Origin of the sequence: Streptacidiphilus jeojiensis, assembly GCF_042510965.1 — a bacterium.
GTDB classification, from domain to species: Bacteria; Actinomycetota; Actinomycetes; order Streptomycetales; family Streptomycetaceae; genus Streptacidiphilus; species Streptacidiphilus jeojiensis.
This window is the reverse complement of the sequence record NZ_JBEUKS010000010.1, coordinates 234,317-258,233: the sequence shown is the minus strand read 5'-3', so window position 1 is coordinate 258,233 and position 23,917 is coordinate 234,317. Positions and strand designations below refer to the sequence as shown.

The 23,917-nt window shown below is 70.8% G+C and carries 24 protein-coding genes and 1 riboswitch; of the genes, 16 read left to right on the top strand and 8 right to left on the bottom strand.

Annotated elements, in window-relative coordinates; all coding sequences use genetic code 11:
• Positions 1–30: 30 nt before the first annotated feature.
• Positions 31–522, bottom strand: coding sequence for a hypothetical protein (locus tag ABUW04_RS26930; RefSeq protein WP_030255607.1), 492 nt, complete (start codon positions 520–522; stop codon positions 31–33).
• A 77-nt stretch (positions 523–599) separates the two neighbouring features.
• On the opposite strand from ABUW04_RS26930, the gene arfB reads away from it, so the two are divergent.
• Complete coding sequence (gene arfB / locus ABUW04_RS26925) at positions 600–1,028, top strand: alternative ribosome rescue aminoacyl-tRNA hydrolase ArfB (RefSeq protein ID WP_030255605.1); 429 nt, start codon at positions 600–602, stop codon at positions 1,026–1,028.
• Positions 1,029–1,052: 24 nt separating this feature from the next.
• Here arfB and ABUW04_RS26920 read toward each other — a convergent pair whose 3' ends face one another.
• Positions 1,053–1,634, bottom strand: coding sequence for a flavin reductase family protein (locus tag ABUW04_RS26920; protein ID WP_380566889.1), 582 nt, complete (start codon positions 1,632–1,634; stop codon positions 1,053–1,055).
• A 487-nt stretch (positions 1,635–2,121) separates the two neighbouring features.
• On the opposite strand from ABUW04_RS26920, the gene ABUW04_RS26915 reads away from it, so the two are divergent.
• Positions 2,122–3,804 carry a diguanylate cyclase domain-containing protein gene (locus tag ABUW04_RS26915; RefSeq protein ID WP_030255602.1) on the top strand — a complete coding sequence of 561 codons (1,683 nt, stop codon included), beginning with the start codon at positions 2,122–2,124 and terminating at the stop codon, positions 3,802–3,804.
• A 204-nt stretch (positions 3,805–4,008) separates the two neighbouring features.
• Entirely contained in the window at positions 4,009–5,046 is a 1,038-nt protein-coding gene (locus ABUW04_RS26910; RefSeq protein WP_030255600.1) for a CBM35 domain-containing protein, read from the top strand.
• Positions 5,047–5,134: 88 nt separating this feature from the next.
• Here the strand turns inward: ABUW04_RS26910 and nagA are convergent, their stop codons facing one another.
• Complete coding sequence (gene nagA / locus ABUW04_RS26905; protein ID WP_380566888.1) at positions 5,135–6,421, bottom strand: N-acetylglucosamine-6-phosphate deacetylase; 1,287 nt, start codon at positions 6,419–6,421, stop codon at positions 5,135–5,137.
• Positions 6,364–7,308 carry an ROK family protein gene (locus ABUW04_RS26900; RefSeq protein WP_030255596.1) on the bottom strand — a complete coding sequence of 315 codons (945 nt, stop codon included), beginning with the start codon at positions 7,306–7,308 and terminating at the stop codon, positions 6,364–6,366. Before ABUW04_RS26900 ends, nagA begins: the two co-directional genes overlap by 58 nt.
• Before the next feature lie 560 nt (positions 7,309–7,868).
• Here ABUW04_RS26900 and ABUW04_RS26895 point away from each other — a divergent pair.
• The 3 genes from ABUW04_RS26895 to ABUW04_RS26885 all read left to right on the top strand — a co-directional run bounded on the left by ABUW04_RS26895 (position 7,869) and on the right by ABUW04_RS26885 (position 11,029).
• Complete coding sequence (locus ABUW04_RS26895) at positions 7,869–9,095, top strand: extracellular solute-binding protein (RefSeq protein WP_037595645.1); 1,227 nt, start codon at positions 7,869–7,871, stop codon at positions 9,093–9,095.
• A gap of 94 nt (positions 9,096–9,189) precedes the next feature.
• Positions 9,190–10,152: a carbohydrate ABC transporter permease gene (locus ABUW04_RS26890; protein ID WP_051725445.1), complete on the top strand. Its 963-nt coding sequence runs from the start codon at positions 9,190–9,192 to the stop codon at positions 10,150–10,152.
• 1 nt (position 10,153) lies between these two features.
• Positions 10,154–11,029, top strand: a complete 876-nt coding sequence (locus ABUW04_RS26885; RefSeq protein ID WP_030255591.1) for a carbohydrate ABC transporter permease — start codon at positions 10,154–10,156, stop codon at positions 11,027–11,029.
• 84 nt (positions 11,030–11,113) lie between these two features.
• On the opposite strand, the gene ABUW04_RS26880 is transcribed toward ABUW04_RS26885, so the two are convergent.
• Positions 11,114–11,464, bottom strand: a complete 351-nt coding sequence (locus ABUW04_RS26880) for a cupin domain-containing protein (protein ID WP_030255588.1) — start codon at positions 11,462–11,464, stop codon at positions 11,114–11,116.
• A 110-nt stretch (positions 11,465–11,574) separates the two neighbouring features.
• Here ABUW04_RS26880 and ABUW04_RS26875 point away from each other — a divergent pair, with 110 nt between their 5' ends.
• The 4 genes from ABUW04_RS26875 (at position 11,575) to ABUW04_RS26860 (ending at position 15,356) form a co-directional block, all read left to right on the top strand.
• The gene (locus ABUW04_RS26875) at positions 11,575–11,802 is read left to right on the top strand and encodes a DUF3263 domain-containing protein (protein ID WP_030255585.1); all 228 of its coding nucleotides are present in this window, start codon (positions 11,575–11,577) and stop codon (positions 11,800–11,802) included.
• Between the two features lie 134 nt (positions 11,803–11,936).
• The gene (gene otsB / locus ABUW04_RS26870) at positions 11,937–12,794 is read left to right on the top strand and encodes a trehalose-phosphatase (protein WP_030255582.1); all 858 of its coding nucleotides are present in this window, start codon (positions 11,937–11,939) and stop codon (positions 12,792–12,794) included.
• 130 nt (positions 12,795–12,924) lie between these two features.
• Positions 12,925–14,652 (top strand): serine/threonine-protein kinase, encoded by a 1,728-nt coding sequence (locus tag ABUW04_RS26865; RefSeq protein WP_380566887.1) that lies wholly within the window; start codon positions 12,925–12,927, stop codon positions 14,650–14,652.
• Positions 14,649–15,356 carry a hypothetical protein gene (locus ABUW04_RS26860; protein ID WP_380566886.1) on the top strand — a complete coding sequence of 236 codons (708 nt, stop codon included), beginning with the start codon at positions 14,649–14,651 and terminating at the stop codon, positions 15,354–15,356. The genes ABUW04_RS26865 and ABUW04_RS26860 overlap by 4 nt, the downstream gene beginning before the upstream one ends.
• On the opposite strand, the gene ABUW04_RS26855 is transcribed toward ABUW04_RS26860, so the two are convergent.
• Together ABUW04_RS26855 and ABUW04_RS26850 are read right to left on the bottom strand one after the other, a co-directional pair.
• Positions 15,341–16,792, bottom strand: coding sequence for an alpha,alpha-trehalose-phosphate synthase (UDP-forming) (locus ABUW04_RS26855; RefSeq protein ID WP_380566885.1), 1,452 nt, complete (start codon positions 16,790–16,792; stop codon positions 15,341–15,343). The genes ABUW04_RS26860 and ABUW04_RS26855 overlap by 16 nt on opposite strands.
• A gap of 30 nt (positions 16,793–16,822) precedes the next feature.
• Positions 16,823–17,788, bottom strand: a complete 966-nt coding sequence (locus ABUW04_RS26850; protein ID WP_030255572.1) for a glucosyl-3-phosphoglycerate synthase — start codon at positions 17,786–17,788, stop codon at positions 16,823–16,825.
• 199 nt (positions 17,789–17,987) lie between these two features.
• Positions 17,988–18,133: riboswitch (SAM riboswitch) on the top strand.
• A gap of 17 nt (positions 18,134–18,150) precedes the next feature.
• On the opposite strand from ABUW04_RS26850, the gene thrC reads away from it, so the two are divergent.
• The 6 genes from thrC to ABUW04_RS26820 all read left to right on the top strand — a co-directional run bounded on the left by thrC (position 18,151) and on the right by ABUW04_RS26820 (position 23,050).
• Positions 18,151–19,434: a threonine synthase gene (thrC, locus tag ABUW04_RS26845; protein WP_380566884.1), complete on the top strand. Its 1,284-nt coding sequence runs from the start codon at positions 18,151–18,153 to the stop codon at positions 19,432–19,434.
• The gene (locus tag ABUW04_RS26840; RefSeq protein ID WP_030255566.1) at positions 19,431–19,706 is read left to right on the top strand and encodes a MoaD/ThiS family protein; all 276 of its coding nucleotides are present in this window, start codon (positions 19,431–19,433) and stop codon (positions 19,704–19,706) included. Before thrC ends, ABUW04_RS26840 begins: the two co-directional genes overlap by 4 nt.
• Before the next feature lie 476 nt (positions 19,707–20,182).
• A complete protein-coding gene (locus ABUW04_RS26835) occupies positions 20,183–20,383 on the top strand; it encodes a cold-shock protein (protein ID WP_030255564.1) in 201 nt (66 codons plus the stop codon).
• A 336-nt stretch (positions 20,384–20,719) separates the two neighbouring features.
• Positions 20,720–22,342 (top strand): chaperonin GroEL, encoded by a 1,623-nt coding sequence (gene groL / locus ABUW04_RS26830; protein WP_380566883.1) that lies wholly within the window; start codon positions 20,720–20,722, stop codon positions 22,340–22,342.
• A gap of 88 nt (positions 22,343–22,430) precedes the next feature.
• The gene (locus ABUW04_RS26825; RefSeq protein WP_380566881.1) at positions 22,431–22,793 is read left to right on the top strand and encodes a hypothetical protein; all 363 of its coding nucleotides are present in this window, start codon (positions 22,431–22,433) and stop codon (positions 22,791–22,793) included.
• Entirely contained in the window at positions 22,790–23,050 is a 261-nt protein-coding gene (locus ABUW04_RS26820; protein WP_380566880.1) for a DUF4031 domain-containing protein, read from the top strand. Before ABUW04_RS26825 ends, ABUW04_RS26820 begins: the two co-directional genes overlap by 4 nt.
• A 107-nt stretch (positions 23,051–23,157) precedes the next feature.
• Here ABUW04_RS26820 and ABUW04_RS26815 read toward each other — a convergent pair whose 3' ends face one another.
• Complete coding sequence (locus tag ABUW04_RS26815; RefSeq protein WP_380566879.1) at positions 23,158–23,823, bottom strand: HD domain-containing protein; 666 nt, start codon at positions 23,821–23,823, stop codon at positions 23,158–23,160.
• Between the last annotated feature and the right edge of the window lie 94 nt (positions 23,824–23,917).

Sequence of the window (23,917 nt, the reverse complement as noted above, 5' to 3'; positions counted from 1 at the left end):
ACGTGGGGGGAGCCTCTTACGGTTCCCGCTCTACGGCAGCCGGGGAAAGCGGGCCTGGACCTCCCAGACCGTGGCGTTGTCGGCCAGGCCCTCGTGCAGGTCGCACAGGTCGGCGATCAGGTCCTGCAGGAAGTCCCGTGCCTCCCGGCGCAGTTCCGGGTGGCGGACGGTGAGCGGCGGGCCGTCCACCCAGTCGGCGCGGATCTCCACCCAGTTGAAGCGGCGGCTGAACCGCAGCAGGTCGGCCGACTCGGTGAAGTCCAGCTCGCTGCTCTGCAGGGCGGAGCCGCGGCCGCCGGTGGGGTCGCGGTCGATCTCCTCGACGATGTCGCACAGCGCCCAGGCGAAGTCCAGCACCGGGACCCATCCCCAGGCTGTGGACAGGTCGGTGCGGCCCTCGCCCTGGATGTGGACGTCGCCGCAGAACAGGTCGTGCCGCAGGGCGCGGGCGCCGACGCTGCGGTAGTCGGTCTGCGGGGGGTCGGGGAAGCGGGTGGACAGCGAGTAGCCGAGGTCGATCACCGGACGATGGTCGCACGGTGCGGTCCGGGGGATTTAAGCCCTGGCGGAGCCGGGCGGGAAGCGGGGATCATGGGGGCATGTCCCTTCCCGTCCGCGTCCGTGGCTCGGTCGTCGTTCCCGACGCCGAGCTCCAGTGGCGTTTCTCGCGTTCCTCGGGCCCGGGCGGCCAGCATGTGAACACCTCCGACACCCAGGTGGAGCTGCGCTTCGACATCGCCGCCTCGGCGGCGCTGCCGCAGGTGTGGAAGGAGCGGGCGCTGGAGCGCCTGGCCGGACGCCTGGTGGACGAGGGCGTGCTGGTGGTGCGGGCCTCCGAGCACCGCTCGCAGTGGCGCAACCGGGAGGCCGCCGCGGTGCGGCTCGGGGCGCTGCTGAGCGATGCGGTGGCCCCGCCGCCGCGGGCGCGCCGGGCGACCCGGCCCAGCCGCGGTGTGGTGGAGCGCAGGCTCACCGACAAGAAGCGGCGGGCGGACGTGAAGCGGGGGCGTTCGGGCCGGTTCGACTGACGCCGGGTCAGCTCGGCCGCCGGGTCAGTCCAGTCGGCGGTACTGCCCGTGGAAGTAGACCAGCGGGCCGCCGTCGTGGTGCGCGATCCGCGCGTCCAGCACCCGGCCGATCAGCAGGACGTGGTCGCCGGCGGATATCCGCTGCTCGGTGCGGCACTCCACGGTCGCCAGCGCCCCGTCCACCAGCGGGGCCCCGCTCGCCGGGCCGCGGTGGTGCGGCAGGTCGGCGAAGAGCAGCCGGTCGCTGATCCGGCCCTTCATGGCGAAGCGGGCCGCGGTCTGCCGCTGCTCGGCGGCCAGGACGGAGACCGCCCAGTGGTCGACCCTGGTGAGCGCCTCCTCCATCCGGGAGTCCTCCCGCACGGACACCAGGACCAGGGGCGGTTCCAGGGAGACCGAGAGGAAGGCGGTGGCGGTCATCCCGATGTCCTCGCCGCGCGGCCCGTCGTCGGGGTCGTGGGCGGCCAGCAGGACCACGCCGGAGGCCAGCTGGCCCAGGGCGGCCCGGAAGGCCTCAGAGGTGGCCTCCACGGCTTCCGCGGCCGGTGCGGCGGCGGAGGCGGGGGCGGCGGGACGGTGCGGCGAGGGGGTTGCGGCTTGGTACACGCTACGCACGGTATCTTCGCCCGACCGCGGTCCGCATCGGACCTGGGACCGAGCCCGCCCCCGGGCGAAGGTCCTAGGCGGGCCGGGAGCGGGTCTCTGCCGTCGTGAAGTGACGGAACAGACAGAGGAGTGTGGGGGAAACGCGCGTTTTCACCCTTAGGAGTGAACACTTAGGCCTTGGCGGCGGGATGATGCCTTCAGTTCTTGGCACGCCCGTCCGAGGTAGAGGGAGGGGCCCGGGTGCGTATTGGCACGGTTTGCCCAGGATGAACTGGTTATCGGGACTGGCGAGTTGTGTGAGTTGGGTCACAAGTGACGTTCATTTGCTGACCCAGCGTGCCGATTGATGTGCTCCCTGTGATTCAGTTTGTTTGGCAATCGGACCATAGGCATGACAGGCACCACGCGGGGCCGGCTCTGCGCAGTCGTACTACTGAGACGTCATCAGGACGTACCGTCAGGTCGCATGTCACGGAGGGAGTGCGTGATGGACACCGAGTCCGAGCCGTACGTCCGACTCGCGACCCTGCGCACCCTGCACCGCGTCATCGCCGACCTCAACGCCGCCCGCAGCCTGGCCGGAACCCTCCAGGCGGTGGTCGAGGGGGCCGTGAACGGCCTCGGCTTCGAGGCCGCCGTGGTCAACCTGGTCCGTCCGGACGGGGACCTGGTGATCGCCGCCGTCTGGGACGGCGCCGCCGAGGAGAACACCGAGGGCGGGATCGACAGCCTGCTCGGCCAGGTCGGCTCCCGCGAGTCCTGGAACCGGCTGCTCAACGTCGGCGAGGTCTGGGGCTCCCTGGTCTTCGTCCCGCACGAGCGCAGCTGGGCCTGCAACCCCGACATCCCGACCTGGGGCGGCATCTCCGGGGGCGAGCTCGCCCCGGTCGAGTCCGCCTCCTTCGACCCCTGGCACCCCGACGACGTGCTGCTGGCCCCGATGTACAGCCTCGGCGGCGAACTGCTGGGAGTGCTGTCGGTGGACCGTCCGCGCAACGGGCGCAGACCCGGGCAGTGGACCCGGGAGTCCCTGGAGATGTTCAGCCAGCAGGCCGGGATCGCGATCGGCAACGCCCGGCTGCGGGCCGAGATGCAGCGGGCGCTGATCCGGCTGGAACGCGAGCAGCACACGCTCCGGGCCAGCGAGGAGAGCTTCCGCCAGGCCTTCGAGTACGCGCCCAGCGGGATGGCCATCACCGAGCTGCACGGCGCCCAGCGCGGCAAGCTCACCCGGGTCAACGACGCCCTGTGCCGGCTGCTCGGCCGGCCCAGGGCCTCGCTGCAGCGGCAGGGCTTCGAGGACCTGGTGCACCCCGAGGACGAGGGCCTGCTGCGCCGGGTCTCCGCCGAGAACGGCCGCGCCGAGGTGCGGCTGGCCCGGCGGGACGGCGGCTACCAGTGGGTCTACCTGCGCAACTCGGTGGTCGCCGACACCGAGGAGGGGGCCCGCTTCCTGCTCACCCATGTCGAGGACATCGAGGACCGCAAGCGCCATGAGCTGCAGCTGGTGCACCGGGCCAGCCACGACGCGCTGACCGGCCTGCCGAACGCGGCCGAGCTCAAGGCCCGGCTGCGGGTGCGGCTGTGCGAGCACCCGCAGGAGCCGGACGTGCGCGCGGTGGCCGGCGCGGCCGGCGGCCCGGAGGACCACGGCTACCAGCTGGCGAGCTACGGCGGCAGCCCCTACGAGGGCGGCTTCGACCACGTCCACGCGGTGCTGCCGGAGGATCCCGCGGCCGAGGCGCGCGGCGGGCGCGGGCTCGCGGTGCTCTTCTGCGACCTGGACGGCTTCAAGTCGATCAACGACCGTTTCGGCCACGGCGCGGGCGACGCGGTGCTGATCGAGGTGGCCCGGCGGCTGCAGCACGTGGTCCGTGAGGGCGACACCGTGGCCAGGCTCGGCGGCGACGAGTTCGTGGTGCTGGCCGACGGCCTGGGCCGGGACGAGGCCAAGGACCTGGCCGGGCGGCTGCGCACCGCGATCATCCCGCCGATGCGGGTGGACGGGCGCGCGGTCCGGGTCGGTGTGAGCCTCGGCATCGGCTGGGCCGGCTGCGGGATGTCCATCGACGAAGTGCTGCACACCGCCGACGAGCGGATGTACCTGGAGAAGCGGGCCAGGGCCGGGGCCGCGAGTGGCGGAAACCGTTCGCACCGGCGCGCGGGCTGACCCGGGGGCGCGGGCGGCGGACGGCACTTCCGGTCCTCCGGCGCTTACCTGCGTGTCGCCCGAGCCGGGTAGTGTGCACGGGATAGGGCGTGCCCGCCGACCCCGGCGGGCGGGTGTGACGCCTGGTGTCGATCATGTAGCGTGACCCTTCCTCCGCTCGTGCGGGAGCGGATGGTCTTCCACTGCTGGGGAGTTGATATCTCGATGTCGCCCGAGAACCAAGGCGTGCCCGAGGACGACGACCCGTTCGCCTACCTGTACCGGGGCGAGGGGGCCGACGGCGGCGCCGCGCAGGAGACCGCGCCGCTCCCCGGCGTGCCGCGCACCTCGTACCAGCACGCCACCCAGGTCGGCCGGACCCAGTACGGCCAGCCGCGCCCGCAGCAGGGCCCCGGCCAGGGCCAGGTGCCGGGCCAGGCCGGCTACCCGGGCCCGGGCCAGTCGGCCTACGAGGACCAGCCGACCGCGCAGTACCGGGCACCGTCCCAGGCCCCCGGCGGCTACCAGCCGCAGCAGCCCGGATACCAGCAGCAGCCCGGCTACCAGTCCGCCGAGCCCGGGTACCAGCCCCCGCCGCCCGGCGGCCGGGCCGGTGCCCGCTCCGGCGGCCGCAGCGGCGGTCGCGGAGTGATGTACGGCACCGTCGCGGTGGTCGTGGCCGTGGCGATCGGCATCGGTGTCGCGGTCTTCAGCAACCAGGGCAAGCCGGTCGGTGCCACCGCCGGCGCCGGCACCAGCGCGGCCGCCTCCACCGGGGCGTCCGGCCAGGGCTCGGACAGCGCCTCGGCGTCCGCCTCCGCCTCGGCCACCGGCGCGCTGCCGGCCCCGACCGACGCCGACAAGCTGACGCTGGGCGGCGGCGCCGCGGTGATGAACAACCACAAGGGGGCGGCCTCCTCGGACGGCGGCTTCGTGCCGCTCACCGCCCAGGGCCAGAGCATCACCTGGACCGTCACCATCCCCACCGACGGCCAGTACTACCTGTGGGTGCACTTCGCCAACGCCGGCGCCGACAGCGCGGCCACGGTCACCGTCAACGGCACGGCGAACACCTCGCCGATGAACCTGTCGAACTTCACCAAGGCCACCGACTGGGACAAGGCCTGGCAGTCCTCCTGGACCCAGGTGGACCTGAAGGCCGGCAGCAACTCCATCGTGATCAGCGACAGCGGCGCCGGCCAGGGCAATGTGAACATCGACCAGCTCGGGGTGACCAAGGACAAGACCCGTCCCTGGTCGTAGCCCCCGCACCGTCCTGCGCCGAAGCCCCCGCGGTCGTCTCCGCGGGGGCTTCGGCGTGGAACGGGGGCGTGGAACGGCGGGCGGCGGATCAGACCTGGGCCGGGGACTGGAACCGCTCCGCGCCGACCACCCACTCGCCCCGGCGCATCACCGCCACCAGTTCGTGGGCGTCGTCCAGCACCACCAGGTCGGCGTCCTTGCCGGTCTCGATCGAGCCGACCCGGTCGGCCACCCCGAGCAGCCGGGCCGGATTCAGCGACAGCACCTGGGCCGCGCGGACCAGTGAGAGGCCGTTCAGCGCCACCGCGCGGCGGAAGGCCACGTCCAGGGTGAGCGTGCTGCCCGCGATGGAGCCGCCCTCGACCAGCCGGGCCACCCCGTCCTCCACCCGGACCTGGAGCGGGCCGAGCGGGTAGAGCCCGTCGCCGAAGCCGGCCGCCGACATGGCGTCGGTGATCAGCGCCACCCGGTCCAGGCCCGCGCCGGTCATGGCCAGGTCGACGACGGCGGGGTGCAGGTGCACGCCGTCGCCGATCAGCTCGACGGTGATCCGCTCGTCCTCCAGCAGCGCCACGATCGGGCCGGGCGCGCGGTGGCCGATCGCCGGCATCGCGTTGAACAGGTGGGTGGCCACCGTGGCGCCGGCCTCGATGCCCTCCAGCACCTTGTCGTAGTTGGCGTCGGTGTGACCGATGGCCGCGATCACGCCCAGCTCCTTGAGCAGCCGGATCGACTCGATGCCGCCGTCCAGCTCGGGGGCCAGGGTGACCATCTTCGCGGTGCCGCGGGCGGCGTCCACCAGCTTGCGCACCAGCGCCGGGTCGGGGTCGCGCAGCAGGTCGGGCTGGTGCGCCCCGCAGCGGTTGATGCTGATGAAGGGGCCCTCGAAGTGCAGCCCCGCCAGCAGCCCGTCCTCGACCAGCTCACTGAGCACCGAGGCCTGCCGGCAGACCTCGTCGATCTCCCCGGTGACCATGCTGGCGAGGGTGGTGGTGGTGCCGTGCTCCAGGTGGGTACGGGCCGCGACCAGGGCCTCCTCGGCGATGCCGGAGGCGTAGGAGGCGCCGCCGCCGCCGTGGACGTGGATGTCCACGAAGCCGGGGACCACGGTGAGGCCGCCGAGGTCAAGCGGAGGTGCTGCTCCGACCGGGGGAGCCGGGCTGCCGTCGGCGGTGCCGGCGTCGGCGTCGGCGCTGCCGACCTCGACGCTGCGGACATCGACGATCTGACCGTTCTCGATGGTCAGCCGTCCGCTGTCGACGACGCCGGTGGGCAGGACGAGCCTGGCCCCCGTCAGCACAGTGCGGTCCGCGTTGCTCACGCGGTCACCTCCAGTGAGAGCAGATCCCAGGCGAGCAGCCCTGCGCCCAGGCATCCGGCGGTGTCTTTGAGCATCGCCGGTACGAGCGTGGGGGGCACCTGGAACGTGATCCGTTCCTGGAGCGCCGCACGCAGGGGTGTGAACAACGTTTCACCGGCTTCGGCCAGCCCGCCACCGAGGATCACGGTGCGGGGGTCGAGCAGGCTCTGCACCACGATCAGGCCGTCCGCGAGGGCGGCGATCGCGTCGGCCCACACCTGCTGGGCGCGCTCGTCCCCGGCCTCGACGGCGCGGGCGCAGTCGGCGGCGTCGGCCTCCGGGTCGCCGCTCGCCGCGGCCCAGGCCCGGGTGACGGCGGCGGCGGAGGCCAGGGTCTCCAGACAGCCGCGGGCCCCGCAACCGCAGGGCGGCCCGTCGGGACGGATCACGATGTGGCCGATCTCCCCGGCGTTGCCGTGGGCGCCGGCGTCGATCCGTCCGCCGATCCCGTAGCCGCCGGCTATCCCGGTGCCCAGGGCGACGAAGAAGAACCGGTCCGCGCCCCGCCCCGCCCCGATCCGGCCCTCGGCGAAGGCCCCGGTGCGGACGTCGTGCCCGAGCACCACCGGCAGCGGCTCGCCGTGGTCGGACAGCCGCTCGCCGAGCAACTGCCGCAGCGGCAGGTCGCGCCAGCCCAGGTTGGCGGAGAACAGGGCGATGCCGTGCTCCTCGTCGATGGTCCCGGGGACGGCGACGCCGGCGGCCGAGGCGGCGGTGCCGTAACGGCGCAGCCCCTCGTCGCGCAGGTGCGCGGCGAAGTCCAGGATGCCGGCGACGACCGCGTCGGTGCCCTGCTCCCTGCCGGTCGGACGGCGCTCCACATGGAGCAGGGTGCCGTCCTGGGCGACGAGCGCGGCTTTCATGCCGGTCCCGCCGACATCGAGTGCGATGACGTGCTTCACGGGGGACAGTGTCCCTTTCCAAGGGAGTAGAGGTCTAGTCCAGTTTGCTGATTGGTCTGGTCCAACCAGCAACTGGGCCGGAATCGGTGGATTTGTTGCCGTGCCACTACCGAGCGTCACGCAGCAGTGACACCGTCCTGAGCTGCGGGGATGTCGATCGACCCTGCTCTGTGGTCTAGACCAAGTGGAATCGCAGGTCACCGGCCCAGCGATTCCGCAAGGCTGTTCCACAAAATTCATCGGGAGAACCTGCGCGATCGTCACTGTAGGACATCTGGATGCCCCCAAAGGCAGGGTGACTGACGGATATTCAGACCTTTTGTCCGAATAGTCGTTGCGCAGGCTGCAACGAAGTCCAGCGATTCGGTAAATGGTGTAGACCTCTTGCGCGACGCGTGGCCAGACTGACCGTCACAACGGGGACGGCAGATCTCGAGGCACCACTGCCGACCTTGGACTCACATTCGGACCCGGCCAGGACCGGGTTCGCATCTGCGAAGGCGGTAGTTCCAGTGAAGCGTCGTTTGCTTGCTCTCTCTGCGCTCGGTGTTGCGGGCGTGATGGCCCTCACGGCCTGTAGCAGCAGTGGTTCGAAGTCGTCCGGGTCGAGCTCCAGCGGCAACGTCACCCTCAAGCTGCTCGCTCCCGACTACGGCACGCCCGGTGGCCCGGACAGCTCCCAGAAGTACTGGCAGGGCATCGTCGACGACTTCCACAAGGCGAACCCGACCATCACCGTCCAGGTGCAGATCGTCGCCTGGACCAACTGGGACCAGGTCGCCACCCAGCTGCAGAACAAGCAGTACCCGGACATCCTGCTCGGCGACGCGCCGCAGGAGCTGGCCGCGAGCAACCTGCTGTACCCGCTCACCGACGTGATGTCGGCCAGCACCATCAGCAACCTGATCCCGGTCTTCGCCAAGCAGGAGGAGACCGACGGCGTCGCCTACGGCGCCCCGTTCACCACCAGCTCCCGCGCGCTCTTCTACAACAAGAAGCTGTTCGCCGCGGCCAAGATCGCCTCCCCGCCGAAGACCTGGGCCGACATCCAGACCGACGCCGCCAAGATCAAGGCGCTGGGCAACGGCACCATCGGCTACGGCCTGCCGCTCGGCCCCGAGGAGGCCCAGGCCGAGGCCTACCTGTGGATGCTGGGCAACGGCGGCGGCTACGTCGACTCCTCCGGCAAGTACGACATCAACTCGGCGAACAACATCGAGACCTTCAACTTCCTGACCTCGATGGTCAAGGCCGGCGACACCGAGCCCAGCCCGGCGACCGTGAACCGCACCAAGGACATCTGGGCCGGGTTCGCCGACGGCACCGTCGGCATGGCCGGCGGCTCCGGCGCGCTGATCCCGTCCATCACCAAGGCCGGCAAGCTGACCAAGGACGACTACGGCGTCGTCACCATGCCCGGCAAGACCGGCCCGCTGACCCAGGCCCTCGCGGTCCACGACGACATCACCGCCTTCAAGTCCGGCGGCCACGCGGCCCAGATCAAGCAGTTCCTGGACTTCGCCTACGCCGACAAGTACCAGATCCAGTTCGACAACGAGTACTCGCTGCTGCCCGCCACGACCAGCGCGTCGCAGTCGCTCTCGGCCTCGGACCCGGTCGCGGCCGGCTTCCTGGCGACCGTCCCCAACGCGGTGGTCTACCCGACCAACTCCAACTGGGACACCCTCAAGTCGAAGATCCAGCAGACCATCGGCACCGCGGCCCAGGGCACCGACCCCAGCAAGGTCCTCGGCGCGCTGCAGACCTTCGCCACCGCCAACAACTAGTCCATCCGCACGAAGTCAATCCGCACTGCCGGCGGCCGGCGCAGCGAGTCCTCTCGCTGCGCCGGCCTCCGGCGCGCACCGCATGGAGAAGACCATGACGCAAACGACTCATGCCGGCGTGCGGGGGTCGGCTCCCGACCCGGGCGGCGCACCCCGGCGACCGCGCCGCAAGGGTGGGCTGGTACGGGCACTGGCACCGCTGCCCTGGATCGGTCCGGCCACCGGCCTGATCCTCTTCGTGGTGATCTGGCCGGTCATCGCGATGTTCCAGACCTCCCGCGAGCACTACTCCTCCCTGGGCGTGCTGGTCGGGTCCGCTGGCTGGAACAACTTCACCAGACTCTTCGACGAGGCCGACCTCGGCGGAGTCGTCGTGCGCACGGTCGTCTGGGTCGTGGCCGTGGTCGGGGCGACGGTGCTGATCTCGCTGGGCGTCGCCCAGCTGTTCAACAAGGAGTTCCCGGGCCGCCGCTTCGCCCGCTGGGCCCTGATCGCCCCCTGGGCCGCGTCCGTGGTGATGACCTCGATCATCTTCAAGTGGATGCTGGACCCCAACAACGGCGTCGTCTACGTGCTGCTGAAGCAGCTCGGCCTGGTGAAGAACTTCAACACCAACGACACCAACTGGCTCGGCGACCCGACCACCGCCTTCTGGTGCGCGGTCTTCGTCGCGGTCTTCGTCTCCATCCCGTTCACCACCTACGCCCTGCTGGCCGGCCTGCAGGCGGTCCCCTCCGACGTCTACGAGGCGGCGAAGCTCGACGGGGCCAACCCGCTGCGGACGTACTGGTCGGTCACCCTTCCGCTGCTGCGCCCCGCGCTGCTGGTTGCGGCGCTCATCAACGTGATGAACGTCTTCAACTCCTTCCCGATCATCTGGGAGTTGAGCGGCGGCGGCCCCGGCAGCCAGTCGGCCACCACCACCATCTTCATGTACCAGCTCAAGCAGTCGAGCATCGGCGAGGCCGCGGCGATGTCGGTGGTCAACTTCGGCTTCATCATCGTGATCGTCCTGCTGTTCCTGCGGGCGTCCAAGTGGAACTCCGCGGAGGACTGACATGACCACCCAGAGCATCGCCGCGCCCGCGCGGTCCCGCCGGAGGCCCGCAGAGCGCCGCAACCTGCCGCGGCTCAGGACGGTCGTCCTGGCCGGCAGCGCCTATGTGATCGGCCTCGTCTTCCTGCTGCCGTACATCGAGATGGTCATCACCGCGCTGCGGCCGGCCGGTGAGATCAAGGACCGCGACTACCTGCCGCACCACTTCGACTTCTCCAACTTCACCAACATCTGGTCCACCGGGCTCGGCACCAACCTGTCGGTCAGCCTGGAGATCGCGGTCGGCTCCACCGCGCTGGTGCTGCTGGTGGCGATCCCGGCCGCCTACTACACCGCCCGGCGCGACTTCCGCGGCAAGAAGGTCTTCCTGCTGCTGGTGCTGATCACCCAGATGTTCCAGCCGACCGCGATGATCGTCGGCATCTACCGCGAGTTCCTCACCTTCAACATGATCGACTCGGTCTGGGCGCTGATCCTGGTGAACGCCGGGTTCAACATGGCCTTCGCGGTGTGGATCCTGAACGCCTACTTCGGCGCGATCCCCAAGGAGATCGAGGAGGCCGCGGTCGTCGACGGCTGCAGCCGGATCGGCGCGATGTTCCGGGTGATCATCCCGCTGGCGATGCCCGGCATCGTCACCGCGCTGATCTTCACCTTCATCGCCGCGTGGAACGAGTTCATCGTCGCCCTGACGCTGATCTCCTCGCTCAACAAGCAGCCGCTGACGGTCAAGACCTCGGACTACATCGGCCAGTACTCCACCGACTGGCAGCACCTGTTCGCCGGCTCGGTGATCGCCACCATTCCGGTGATCATCCTGTTCGCCCTGATCGAGGGCAAGGTCGTCTCCGGCCTCACCTCCGGCTCGGTGAAGTAGCCCTTCCGGGCAGGCAGCACGAAGCGCGGGTCCCGGTGGTTCCCGGGGCCCGCGCTTCCGCCGTTCCAGGTTTTCGTCCCCCGGTCAGCCGAGGGTGATGTGGTACGCCTTCCGCAGGGTCTCGTGGACCGTCCACACCGTCCGGTCGCCCTCGCGCAGCACGCAGGCGTCGCCGGGGCCGACGTCGAAGGTGTCGCCGCCCTCGACGGCGATCGTCGCCCGGCCGCTGACGACCACGAACAGCTCGTTCGCCTCGGTGTCGCTCACCGTGCCCGGGGTGATCTGCCAGATCCCGCGGATCTGCCGCCCGTCCTCGGACTCCCACAGGACCTTGCCGGAGACCTCGGGGCTGCCCGCGATGATCTGCGACGGGTCGAGCGGATCGGGCTCCAGATCGGCGTCCGGGATGTGTACGGCGAAGCTCATGCTGGTCATGGCCTCGACGCTAGCCTCCGGGGGCGGCGGCCGGGCAGCAGCAGTGTGTGTCGTACCCGGACGGCAGAATGACAGGTCGTATCGTCATACGGAGCGGAAGGGCTGGGCGGGTGGACGAACTCACCGATCGGGACCGCGCCGTCCTGGCGCTGGAGGCTCGCGCCTGGCGGACGCCGGGGGCGAAGGAAGCGGCGATACGGGAGCAGCTGGGGCTGGCGCCGGTGCGGTACTACCAGCTGCTGAACGGTCTGCTGGACCGTCCGGAGGCGCTGGCCCATGACCCGGTGCTGGTCAACCGGTTGCGGAGGTTGCGGGAGGCGCGGAGGGCCCGGCGTTAGCGGTCGGGTGCACCTGAGTGCGTGGTTGTTCGCGCAGTTCCCCGCGCCCCTGAGGTCTGCAGCTGGCCCAGTTGCACATGCTCAGGGGCGCGGGGAACTGCGCGACAAGCCATCCACTACGTAGGGTCGGACACATGGCTCTCCCCGAACCCACGTTCCCCGCCGGCGAAGCCGGTCTCACTGCGATCAGGAAGAACCCGGCCCGCGCCGTGGCGGCCTTCGACTTCGACGGCACCCTCGCCCCGATCGTCGCCGACCCCGAGCAGGCCCGCGCCCACCCCGGCGTGGTCCCCGTGCTCGCGCGCCTCGCGCCCCGCCTCGCCGCGGTGGCCGTGGTGACCGGCCGCCCCGCGGCCACCGCCGTGGAGTACGGCGGGTTCGCCGGCGTCCCCGGCCTGGAGCACCTGACCGTGCTGGGCCAGTACGGCCTGCAGCGCTGGGACGCCGCCACCGGCCGGCTCACCACCCCCGACCCGCTGCCCGGGATCGCCCTGCTCCGCGAGGAGCTCCCCGGACTGCTGGGCGGCCAGGCCGGCGTCTGGTTGGAGACTGGTGTCTTTGTAGAAGACAAGGGCCACGCCCTCGCCGTGCACACCCGCCGCACCGCCGACCCCGACGCCGCCCTCGCCGCCCTGGACGCGCCGCTGCGCGCTGCCGCCGCCCGGCACGGGCTCGCGGTGGAGCCCGGGCGGATGGTGCTGGAGCTGCGTCCTCCGGGGATGGACAAGGGCGTGGCCCTCACCACGTTCCTGCGCGAGCAGGACGCCGCCTCGGTGCTGTTCGCCGGCGACGACCTGGGCGACCTGGCCGCCTATGACGCGGTCGACGCGCTGCGCGCCGCGGGTACGGTCGACGGCCTACTGGTGTGCAGTGCGCCCACGACCGGTGAGCCCCCGGTCCGGGCCCTCGCCGACCGGGCCGACCTGGTGGTGCCGGGCCCCGAGGGTGTCGTCGCGCTCCTGGAGGCGCTGGCCGACGCCCTCGGATGCTGACCGGCATCAACGGTTCGTAGTCTGACCATCCGTCAACGAAGGGCTTTTTGCCGGATAACGGTGGCATTTCGAGCCATGCGGCCGGTCCCCCGAGGCGCTACCTTCCCTGTGACGCATGGGGGTAGCGACAATGGATTGGACCGTACCCGGATACCGGCACACCCGGGAACTGGGATCAGGAGCGAGCGGGCGCGTCGTGCTGGCGCTGCACGAGGAGACCGGCACGCCGGTCGCCATCAAGTACCTGGGGGAGGAGCTGCGGCTCGACCCGGACTTCCTGGAGGAGTTCCGCGGCGAGGCGCGACTGCTGGGCGACCTGGACACGCCGCACGTGGTGCGGCTGTGGGAGTACGTGGAGGGGGCGCAGGGCGCCGCCATCGTGATGGAGCTGGTCGACGGCATCGCCCTGCGGGCGCTGCTGCGGCAGGCCGGGGCGACCGGACCGGAAGCCGCCCTGGTGGTGCTCAAGGGCTCGCTGCTGGGCCTGGCGGCCGCGCATGCGATGGGGGTGGTGCACCGGGACTACAAGCCTGAGAACGTCCTGGTCGACGCTGACGGATCGTCCAAACTGGTCGACTTCGGCATCGCCGTGCGCAACGGCGACGCCGGCGGCATCGCCGGCACCCCGCCCTACATGGCACCCGAGCAGTGGGCCGGCGATCCGGCCTCCGCAGCGGCCGACGTCTATGCCGCGACGGCCACCTTCTTCGAGTGCCTGACCGGCCACCGGCCCTACCCGGGCACGGAGTTCGCCGAGCTGGTGGTGCAGCACACCGAGGCGCCCATCCCGGACGAGGAGGCACCCGAACCGGTCCGTCCGCTGATCCGGCGCGGCCTGGCCAAGACCGCGGGGGAACGGCCGGACAGCGCGGCGGAGTTCGTCGCCGAGCTGGAGGCGGTCGCGGGGACGGCCTACGGCGAGGACTGGGAGGAGCGGGGCCAGCGCAAGCTCGCTGCGCTCGCGGCGCTGCTGCCCTTGCTGTTCCCCTCTGCGGGGGGCCTGCCGGACGGCACCACGGCGCTGGCCAAGACCACGCTGGGCGAGGGGCCCGGCGCCGGGGCGGGAGCGGGGTTCGGCGGGGGGCTCGGTGGCCGGATCATCCGCAAGCGGGTGCTGGTCGCGGGTCTGGCGGGCGGCATCGTTCTGGGCCTCCTCGGCGGGGGCTACGCCTCCGGCGTCATAGGCGGGACCACCACCACGGTGGCCGACCCGGCCCCGATCGTCGTCACCAGCGTCTCGCCCTCCGCCCCACCGGTGACCGTCACCCTTCCCCCCGGCACCCCCACCCCATCGGCTTCGGCCTCTGCATCACCCTCACTCTCGGCCTCGGCCTCTGCAACCTCGCCCCAGGGCGGGACACCCACTACTCCGCCCCCGACCACCGCCCCACCGACCACAGCAACCCCGACCACAGCCAAACCCACCACAGCCGCCCCGACCACGGCAGCCCCAACCACCACCAAGCCGACCACGGCACCACCTACTACGGCGCCGCCCACGACCACCCCGCCCAGCAGTTCAGCCCCGCCCGCAGTCCAGGTGCTGTCGCTCACCATCGACGTCTGGAGCCTCTCGGGAACCACCGCCACACTCGTCGCCAACGTCAAGACCAGCGGCACCGGAGCGGTCACCCTGACGGGAGTCGGGTACCAGAGTTCGGCGGCCACGCTCGAAGGGGCCAAGGCCGTCGGTAGTCAGTCGGTGACCATTTCCGGGAAGACGTCCTATGTCCGGATCACCGTGGGCACGTTCAACTTTCCGTACAACTGCGGCTACGCGGGCGTGACGCTCAGCAGCAGCCCCGCCGCAGCCAACGGCAGTCCCTCCCAATTCGAAGCGGAGACGTGCATCGGATGAGCATCTTCGACGAACCCCAGGACGCGCCCCCGCCGGAGAACCGTACGGTGAACCTTGGCGGGTTCGGTGCTCCTCCGCCCGATACCGGGACGGTGCACCTCGGTGGGGGCTATGCGCCTGCGCCGGGGTACGAGGCGCCGCCTTCGGTGTTCGCGCCGGTCCCCCCTCCGGAGGAGCAGGCGTCGGCGGAGAGCCTGATCCGGTTCGGGCCCGGGGTGCCCGACCCCAGGACCGCGCGGACCATCGACGTCTGGCAGGGAAACGCTCCCGGGCCGGAGGCCGCTCCGCACCACGGGCGGTCCGAGGAGAAGCGACGCCATCCCGGGCGCTACATCCTGGCGGGGCTGGTGCTGCTCGCGGTCATCGGGTTCCTGCTCTGGCAGCACTTCGCCACCCCGGTGTCGATCAGCTCGGTGACGGTCGCCGCGGACAAGGCCAATCTGACCTGCGGCCAGACGGAGCTGGTCACCGCCACCCTGCACACCAACGGCGGGTCCGGAAAGGTCCACTACCAGTGGGTCCGCAGCGACGGCACGGTCAGCGGGACGCTGACCCAGTCCGTCCCGTCCGGCGTGCACCAGGTGCAGCTCCCGCTGCGCTGGACCGTCACCGGGCAGGGCAACTTCCAGGGGACGGCGACCGTCAAGATCCTCTCGCCCGGTTCGGCCACCGGCACCGCCGTCTTCAACTACTCCTGCAGCTGATCACCCGCCAGGGCCCGGTACTGCTCCAGGAACCAGGCCGACGGCGGCAGCGCCGTGCCCGCCTCGGCCAGCCGCTTGCAGCGGTCGGCCCGCTCCGCCGCGGGCATGGTGAGCGCGGTGTGCAGCGCCTCCGCGGTGGCGATGACGTCGTACGGGTTGACGGTCACCGCGTCCTCGCCCAGTTCCTCGTAGGCGCCGGCCTCCCGGGACAGCACCAGGGCGCAGCCGTCGTCGGAGACCACCGGGAGCTCCTTGGCGACCAGGTTCATCCCGTCCCTGATCGGGTTGACCAGGGCCACGTCGGCGAGCCGGTAGGCGGCGAGCGAGCGGGCGAAGTCGTCGTCGACCGCGAGCAGCACCGGCTGCCAGTCGGGGGTGCCGAACTCGTCGTTGATCTCCTGGGCGACCCGCAGCACCGAGGCGGTGTACTCGCGGTACTCCGGCAGGTCGTGCCGTGAGGGGTAGGCGAAGGCGATGTGGACGACCCGGTCCAGCCATTCCGGACGGGTGTGCAGCAGGTGCCGGTAGGCGTGCAGGCCGCGGACGATGTTCTTGGACAGCTCGGTGCGGTCGACCCTGACGATGGTGCGCCGGTCGCCGACGGCCTCGCGCAGGGCAGCCAGCCGGGAGTCGACGTCGGGCCGGTGGGCGCGCTCGCGCAGGAAGTCGCCGTCGGCGCCCAGCGGGTGCACGCCGAGCCGGGTGGTGCGGCCCTCGTGGGTGACCGTCAGCGCGCTCCGGTCGACCTCGGCGCCGAGGACCGCCTCGCAGCAGTCGGCGAAGGCCGAGGCCCAGCGGCGGGTGAGGAACCCGGCCTGGTCCGCGCCGAGGATGCCGACCAGCACGTCCCTGGCGATGTCGTCGGGCAGCAGCCGGTAGTAGTCCGGCGGGGCCCACGGGGTGTGCGAGAAGTGGCCGATCCGCAGGTCCGGGCGCAGCTCCCGGAGCAGCCGGGGTGTCAGTGACAGGTGGTAGTCCTGGACCAGCACGGTCGCCCCCGGCGCCGCGGCCTCGGCCAGGGCCTCGGCGAAGGCCCGGTTGTAGGCCTCGTAGGAGGCCCACTCGCGACGGAAGGAGGAGCCGAAGACCGGCGTGGTCGGGGTGTTGTAGATCAGGTGGTGGACGAACCACAGGGTGGAGTTGGCGATGCCGTTGTAGGCGCGGGCGAAGGTGCCGGCGTCGATGTCCAGCATGCGGACCGAGGGGTCGCCCAGCTTGCCCTGCCGGGTCGCGGCGCGGTCGCCCTCGGTGAGCGCGGCGCAGACCCAGACCGACTCGATCTCGTCGCCGATGGCGCTGAGGCCGGAGACCAGCCCGCCACCGCCGCGGCGGGGCGTGAGCGTGCCGTCGTCCTCCACGGTGAAGGAGATCGGCCCCCGGTTGGAGGCGAGCAGGACCCGGGCCTGCGGCGGTGTGGACGGACTTGCGTTGACCATGGTGCAGAGCCTTGCCTGTGCGGAGCGGGGTCAAACGTCCGGGCCGGTCAGCGTGGCAATCGGCGGACGTTCGGTGGTCGGGAGGTCGACCGTGGTCGGGGTGAAGCCGGACGCGGTGCGGGTGAACTGGGTGAGGGTCGGCGTGGCCAGGTCGTCGGTGGCCTTGATCCGGTTGCTGCGGGCCAGCCGGTCCAGGGCGGTCAGCTGGATGCTGGCCGCCATCCGGCCCAGGGCCAGCGCGTCCTGGTGCCGGTGGTGCCGCACGCCCACGTCCACCTGGGCCAGCGCGTCCAGGCCGGCCAGCTCCAGGGCGTCCACCAGCAGGCCCAGCTCCACCCCGTAGCCGGTGGGGAAGGGCAGCCGCTCCAGCAGGCTGCGCCGGGCCGCGTACTCGCCGCCGAGCGGCTGGACGAAGCCGGCCAGCAGCGGCCAGTAGAGGTTCAGCAGCGGGCGGGCGACCAGCTCGGTGACCCGGCCGCCGCCGGCCGGGATGCTGCCGGTGTCGGTCTCCAGCGGCCGGTCGTACATCGCCTTGACGAAGGCCACGTCCGGGTCGGTGAGCAGCGGTCCGATGATCCCGGAGACGAAGGCGGGGTCGAACTCGCGCAGGTCGGCGTCGATGAAGCAGACCAGGTCGCCGCTGGTCACCAGCAGTGAGCGCCAGAGCACCTCGCCCTTGCCGGGCACGGCGGGCAGCTCGGGGAGCACCGAGTCCCGGTGCACCACCGTCGCCCCGGCGTCGGCCGCGGCCTGCGCGGTGCGGTCGGTGGATCCGGAGTCGACCACGACCAGCTCGTCCACCAGCGGCACGGCCTCCATCAGCTCGCGGCGGATCGCGGCGACGATCCCGCCGACGGTGGCCTCCTCGTCCAGCGCGGGCAGCACCACGCTGACGGTGGTGCCGCCGGCCTGCTTGGCGGCCAGCAGGTCCGGCAGCGGTCGGTCGGCGGCCGTCCAGGAGCGGCGGCGCAGCCAGTCGGCGACCTCGTCAAGCACAGGACTCCTCGGGTGGTGGCACCGGAACTCCGGTGGTGCCGGGTGTCTCGCCTCGCGGACAGCCAGTGATCGGTGGGCGGGGCTTCGGTTACAGTCTTGGGGACGACACGTTGCCGCCGCACGGCGGGTCTAACCGTTGTCACCACAAATGCCTTCCGGGCAGCGTCCGCAGCGAGCTGCGGAGCCCGGATCGCCATAGAGCTCATCCAGAGGGACTGAGGGAACGGCCCGTTGAAGTCCCGGCAACCCTCCTGCCAGCAAAGCCGCAGCTCAAGCTGTTGAGGCCCTGGTGGGGAAGGTGCCAATTCCGTCCTGCGGCGAGACGCGCCGCGGGGAAGATGAGGAGAGAGGGCCTCGCCATCATGGCTGCTGTAACCACCGAGTCCGTTGTGACCGCCGAATCCTTCGGACCCGCCGTCGCGCTGTCCTGCCGGGAGTGCGGCGCGCGTACCGCACTCGCTCCGGACTTCGCCTGTATCGAGTGCTTCGGACCCCTCGAGGTGGCCTACGAGCTGCCCACCGGTGACCCCGAGGCACTGCGCGCCCGCATCGAGGCGGGCCCCACCAACATCTGGCGCTACGCGCCGCTGCTGCCGGTCCCCGCCGACGTCGCCTCCCGGCCCAACCTGAACCCCGGCTGGACCAAGCTGGTCAAGGCCGACAACCTGGCCCGCGAGCTGGGCGTCACCGGCGGCCTGTACGTCAAGGACGACTCCGGCAACCCCACCCACTCCTTCAAGGACCGGGTGGTCGCGATCGCCGTCGAGGCGGCCCGCACCTTCGGCTTCACCACCCTCTCCTGCTCCTCCACCGGCAACCTGGCCGGCGCGGTCGGCGCGGCCGCCGCCAGGACCGGGCTGCGCTCGTGCGTGTTCATCCCGCACGACCTGGAGCAGGGCAAGATCGTGATGGCTGCGGTGTACGGCGGCGAGCTGGTCGGCATCGAGGGCAACTACGACGACGTGAACCGCTTCTGCTCGGAGCTGATCGGCGACCCGGCCGGCGAGGGCTGGGGCTTCGTCAACGTCAACCTGCGCCCCTACTACGGCGAGGGCTCCAAGACCCTGGCGTACGAGATCTGCGAGCAGCTGGGCTGGCGGCTGCCGGACCAGATCGTGATCCCGATCGCCTCGGGCTCGCAGCTGACGAAGATCGACAAGGGGCTCAAGGAGCTGATCGCCCTCGGCCTGGTCGAGGACAAGCCGTACAAGATCTTCGGGGCCCAGGCCGAGGGCTGCTCCCCGGTCTCGGTGGCCTTCAAGGCCGGCCATGACGTGATCCGGCCGCAGAAGCCCGACACCATCGCCAAGTCGCTGGCCATCGGCAACCCGGCCGATGGCCCCTACGTCCTGGACATCTGCCGGCGCACCGGCGGCGCGGTCGAGGATGTGAACGACGAGCAGGTGGTGGACGCGATCAAGCTGCTGGCCCGCACCGAGGGCATCTTCGCCGAGACCGCCGGCGGGGTGACGGTCGGCGTGCTGCAGAAGCTGATCAAGAACGGGCTGCTCGACCCGACCGCCGAGACCGTGGTCCTCAACACCGGCGACGGTCTGAAGACCCTGGACGCGGTGGAGCCCACCACCGGCCTGTCCGCCACCATCCGTCCCACCCTTGACTCGTTCCGAGAGGCTGGCCTCGCATGAGTGTCTCCGTCCGCATTCCGACGATCCTCCGCACCTACACCGGCGGTGCCGCCGAGGTCGCGGCCGAGGGTGCCACCCTCGCCGCGGTCATCGACGACCTGGAGGCCAACCACACCGGCATCCGCGGCCGGATCCTCGACGACAGCGGCAAGCTGCGCCGCTTTGTGAACGTGTATGTGAACGAGGACGACGTGCGCTTTGCCGACGGCCTGGAAACGGCCACTCCGGACGGCGCCGGGGTCTCGATCATTCCCGCCGTCGCGGGTGGCTGAAATTCGCCGCAGTAATCGCGGGCAGGCCGGGGCGTCCCTTCGGGGGCGTCCCGGCTTTCGCTTTGTCACCTCCCCTCGTGGTGCGCCCCGTCGAGGGCCGGCCGTGCCCCGGTGCGGTGCGGTGGTCCGGGAGAGGTAGAGTGGCTTCCGGTTACCCCTGTTGCTGAGCGGCCAATCCCCACCTGTCCCGTTGACTGAGACAGCGGTGGGCGCAGAGCTGTCACTGGGGCGTCAGAAATTCTTAAGCGAAATGACACATAGGTCCACTATGTCCGGGTCATTTTGCGGACCTTTGTTGCGATAACAATCGCTCCGCCCGTTAAGGCCTCCCAAGAATTCCCTCACTTATGCCCTGTTGCTGAGGGCACCCGAGTGGATACATTCAGCGTCGGTCGAAGCGTTGCGGGTTGCGCGGCGCCTTCGGTCCGGTCCGCGGAGTGCGGTCCGTGAAAGGGCCAGTAATAGGGGAGTTTGGAATGGCTCAGGGCACCGTCAAGTGGTTCAACGCGGAGAAGGGGTACGGCTTCATCGCGGTCGACGGTGGTGCGGACGTGTTCGTCCACTACAGCGCGATCCAGATGGACGGGTACCGGTCGCTCGAAGAGGGCCAGCGGGTCGAGTTCGAGATCTCGCAGGGTCAGAAGGGTCCGCAGGCGGACATGGTCCGCGTGGTGTGACCGCTCGGTGAGCGATCGCTGACTAGTGACAGGACCGGCCGAGCCTCGTTCCGAACGAAGCACAACGCAGGTCTTCCGGTAGGCCCGTACCCCTCGGGGTGCGGGCCTACCGGCGTCCGGGGTCCCCGGCAGGCGGCTGTCTGATCACCCATCTGCTTGCACTCAAGGGGGCAGAGTGCTAATCATTGGCGTTAGCACTCTGAGGTAGAGAGTGACAACGGGCCGGGTAGGTGAGGCCCCGGACGCGGCGGGAAGTGACCGCCGCAGGCCGGGTCCGTCCGTCGCGGGCGCCAGCGCGGTCCACACGCAGCCACCCTGTCCGGGAGGACCACTTCCATGGCCAAGATCATTGCGTTCGACGAGGAAGCTCGTCGCGGCCTTGAGCGCGGGATGAACCAGCTCGCCGACGCTGTCAAGGTCACGCTCGGCCCCAAGGGCCGCAACGTCGTCCTGGAGAAGAAGTGGGGCGCCCCCACGATCACCAACGACGGTGTCTCCATCGCCAAGGAGATCGAGCTCGAGGACCCGTACGAGAAGATCGGTGCCGAGCTCGTCAAGGAGGTCGCCAAGAAGACGGACGACGTCGCGGGCGACGGCACCACCACCGCCACCGTGCTCGCCCAGGCCCTCGTCCGCGAGGGTCTGCGCAACGTAGCCGCCGGCGCCAACCCGATGGCTCTGAAGCGCGGCATCGAGAAGGCCGTCGAGGCCGTCTCCGCGCAGCTGCTGGAGCTGGCGAAGGACGTGGAGACCAAGGAGCAGATCGCCTCCACCGCCTCCATCTCCGCCGCCGACCCGCAGATCGGCGAGCTCATCGCCGAGGCGATGGACAAGGTCGGCAAGGAAGGCGTCATCACCGTCGAGGAGTCGCAGACCTTCGGCCTGGAGCTCGAGCTCACCGAGGGCATGCGCTTCGACAAGGGCTTCATCTCCGCCTACTTCGCCACCGACCTGGAGCGTATGGAGACCTCGTTCGAGGACCCGTACATCCTGATCGCCAACTCCAAGATCGGCGGGGTCAAGGACCTGCTCCCGATCCTGGAGAAGGTCATGCAGTCCGGCAAGCCGCTGCTGATCATCGCCGAGGACGTCGAGGGCGAGGCCCTGTCGACCCTGGTCGTCAACAAGATCCGCGGCACCTTCAAGTCCGTCGCCGTCAAGGCCCCGGGCTTCGGCGACCGCCGCAAGGCCATGCTCGGCGACATCGCCATCCTCACCGGCGGCACGGTCATCTCCGAGGAGGTCGGCCTCAAGCTGGAGAACGCCGGTCTGGAGCTGCTGGGCCGCGCCCGCAAGGTCGTCATCACCAAGGACGAGACCACCATTGTCGACGGTGGCGGCGAGAGCGACCAGGTCGCCGGCCGGGTCAACCAGATCCGCGCCGAGATCGAGAACAGCGACTCGGACTACGACCGCGAGAAGCTCCAGGAGCGCCTGGCGAAGCTCGCGGGCGGCGTGGCCGTCATCAAGGCCGGCGCCGCGACCGAGGTCGAGCTCAAGGAGCGCAAGCACCGCATCGAGGACGCCGTCCGCAACGCGAAGGCCGCTGTCGAGGAGGGCATCGTCGCCGGTGGTGGCGTTGCGCTGCTGCAGGCCGGGATCATCTTCGACAAGCTGGAGCTGGAGGGCGACGAGGCCACTGGCGCCAACATCGTCAAGGTCGCCCTTGAGGCCCCGATCAAGCAGATCGCCTTCAACGCCGGCCTCGAGGGCGGCGTCGTGGTGGAGAAGGTGCGCAACCTTCCGGCCGGCCACGGCCTGAACGCTGCCACCGGCGAGTACGTGGACCTGATCGCGGCCGGCATCATCGACCCGGCCAAGGTCACCCGCTCCGCCCTGCAGAACGCGGCCTCCATCGCCGCGCTCTTCCTCACCACCGAGGCCGTCATCGCCGACAAGCCCGAGAAGGCCGGTGCCCCCGCGGGCGGCGGCATGCCGGGTGGCGACATGGACTTCTGATCCTCCGGATCAGTCGTTCCAACCTGTTCGAACTGCGAGGCGGTCCTCCCCGGTCAAGGGGAGGGCCGCCTCGCGGCATCATGGGGGTATGGATGCCGAGACCGTCGAGACCGCACTGCACAGCGCCCGGGCCGGGGTGCTGCGCGACCTGACCACCCGCGACATCGCCGATGCCGGGGTGGTCTCGCTGCTGGAGGACGCGGTGGCGCAGCGGCGCTGGTGGGTGGAGCAGTGGCCGGACGGCGCGGAGTTCCTGCTGGGGCTGGTCGCCCAGGACATCCAGGACGCCCTGCTGGACTCCTACGGGCGTTGGCCGCTGTGCGGGTCCTGCGCGGTGGAGGGCGAGCTCCAGGCGCTCAGTGTGGAGCCGGAGCTCGGTCCTGACCCGCACTGGGTCTGCGAGAAGGAGGGCATCGTGGTCGCCCCTGTCGGGAGCCTGGGTCCGGCATGATCCTGATCGATCCGCCGGCGGTGCCGGGGCACGGGCGCATGTGGTCGCACCTGGTCAGTGACAGCTCGCTGGAGGAGCTGCATGAGTTCGCGCGGGCGCTGGGGGTGCCGGAGCGGGGGTTCGAGCGGGATCACTACGACGTGCCCGAGCGGTTGTACGCGGCGGCGGTGGCGGCAGGGGCGGAGGCTGTGAGCAGTCGTGAGCTGGTCCGGAGGTTGACGGAGGCGGGACTGCGGCGGCGTAAGCGGGCGCGGTGAGCGTTCGGGGTGGTTGCTGTTCGCGCAGTTCCCCGCGCCCCTATGGGCATGTGCAACTGAGCCAGTTGCAGGCCCCTGGGGGCGCGGGGAACTGCGCGACAAGCCAGCTACGGACGTAGAGCGCTCAGCTCCCACAGGAGGTTGCTCCTGGCCGCGACGGCGTATACGGACTGCGCAGCAGGGGTGCGGTAGAGGCGAGGGAGAGCGAGGAGTTGCTCCAGGACCGCCGCGCGACCTTCGCGGAAGGCGTCGTCGGGGACGAAGGCGTACTCCTCGCGGACGGCCGCCGCGTACGCGGCGTAGGCCGCGGGTGTGCCGCCCAGAACCGCCAGGTCCGCATCGCAGAGGACGGCGCCGTTACGGTCGCCCGCGGCCGCCTCGTGGGTGGCGGTCAACCGGACCAGTCGGGCCGTCTCCGCGGTGACCGTAGCCGGAACCCCTGCCTCCGTCAGCACCCGTTCGGCGAGCCTCGCGCTGCGCTCCTCGTTCTCGGACCGCTCCGGCGCGTAGACGGCGTCGTGGAACCAGGCGGCGAGACGGACCGCGTCGGGGTCCTCCGCCTCGTCCGCGAGCTCGTCGGCGACGTCCAGGACGGCGGCCAGATGGCGCAGCGTGTGGTACTTCCGCTGGGGCTCGGACCAGCGGCGGAGGAGTTCGTCGCCGAAGGGTGCGGAGGCCGCCGACCCGGGGGCGGCGACCCGTCCGAGCAGGGCGGTCCAGCGGTCCAGCAGTGCCGCGGCTAGCGCGGTGTCGGGGTGCGGGGGCGTCGGCATGAGGCCATTGTTGACCAGAGTGGTCGTGGAGTTCATGCGATCAAGGGACGATCAGGACTCGCCGTGCGGCGGCCGGATATGGCAGGCTTAGCAA

Coding starts and splice junctions, on each gene's coding strand:
- arfB (WP_030255605.1), top strand. CDS start 600: ATGTCCCTTCCCGTCCGCGTCCGTGGCTCGGTCGTCGTTCCCGACGCC.
- ABUW04_RS26915 (WP_030255602.1), top strand. CDS start 2,122: ATGGACACCGAGTCCGAGCCGTACGTCCGACTCGCGACCCTGCGCACC.
- ABUW04_RS26910 (WP_030255600.1), top strand. CDS start 4,009: ATGTCGCCCGAGAACCAAGGCGTGCCCGAGGACGACGACCCGTTCGCC.
- nagA (WP_380566888.1), bottom strand. CDS start 6,421: ATGCCTGGGCGCAGGGCTGCTCGCCTGGGATCTGCTCTCACTGGAGGT.
- ABUW04_RS26895 (WP_037595645.1), top strand. CDS start 7,869: ATGGCCCTCACGGCCTGTAGCAGCAGTGGTTCGAAGTCGTCCGGGTCG.
- ABUW04_RS26890 (WP_051725445.1), top strand. CDS start 9,190: ATGACGCAAACGACTCATGCCGGCGTGCGGGGGTCGGCTCCCGACCCG.
- ABUW04_RS26885 (WP_030255591.1), top strand. CDS start 10,154: ATGACCACCCAGAGCATCGCCGCGCCCGCGCGGTCCCGCCGGAGGCCC.
- ABUW04_RS26880 (WP_030255588.1), bottom strand. CDS start 11,464: ATGACCAGCATGAGCTTCGCCGTACACATCCCGGACGCCGATCTGGAG.
- otsB (WP_030255582.1), top strand. CDS start 11,937: ATGGCTCTCCCCGAACCCACGTTCCCCGCCGGCGAAGCCGGTCTCACT.
- ABUW04_RS26865 (WP_380566887.1), top strand. CDS start 12,925: ATGGATTGGACCGTACCCGGATACCGGCACACCCGGGAACTGGGATCA.
- ABUW04_RS26860 (WP_380566886.1), top strand. CDS start 14,649: ATGAGCATCTTCGACGAACCCCAGGACGCGCCCCCGCCGGAGAACCGT.
- ABUW04_RS26855 (WP_380566885.1), bottom strand. CDS start 16,792: ATGGTCAACGCAAGTCCGTCCACACCGCCGCAGGCCCGGGTCCTGCTC.
- thrC (WP_380566884.1), top strand. CDS start 18,151: ATGGCTGCTGTAACCACCGAGTCCGTTGTGACCGCCGAATCCTTCGGA.
- ABUW04_RS26840 (WP_030255566.1), top strand. CDS start 19,431: ATGAGTGTCTCCGTCCGCATTCCGACGATCCTCCGCACCTACACCGGC.
- ABUW04_RS26835 (WP_030255564.1), top strand. CDS start 20,183: ATGGCTCAGGGCACCGTCAAGTGGTTCAACGCGGAGAAGGGGTACGGC.
- groL (WP_380566883.1), top strand. CDS start 20,720: ATGGCCAAGATCATTGCGTTCGACGAGGAAGCTCGTCGCGGCCTTGAG.
- ABUW04_RS26825 (WP_380566881.1), top strand. CDS start 22,431: ATGGATGCCGAGACCGTCGAGACCGCACTGCACAGCGCCCGGGCCGGG.
- ABUW04_RS26820 (WP_380566880.1), top strand. CDS start 22,790: ATGATCCTGATCGATCCGCCGGCGGTGCCGGGGCACGGGCGCATGTGG.
- ABUW04_RS26815 (WP_380566879.1), bottom strand. CDS start 23,823: ATGCCGACGCCCCCGCACCCCGACACCGCGCTAGCCGCGGCACTGCTG.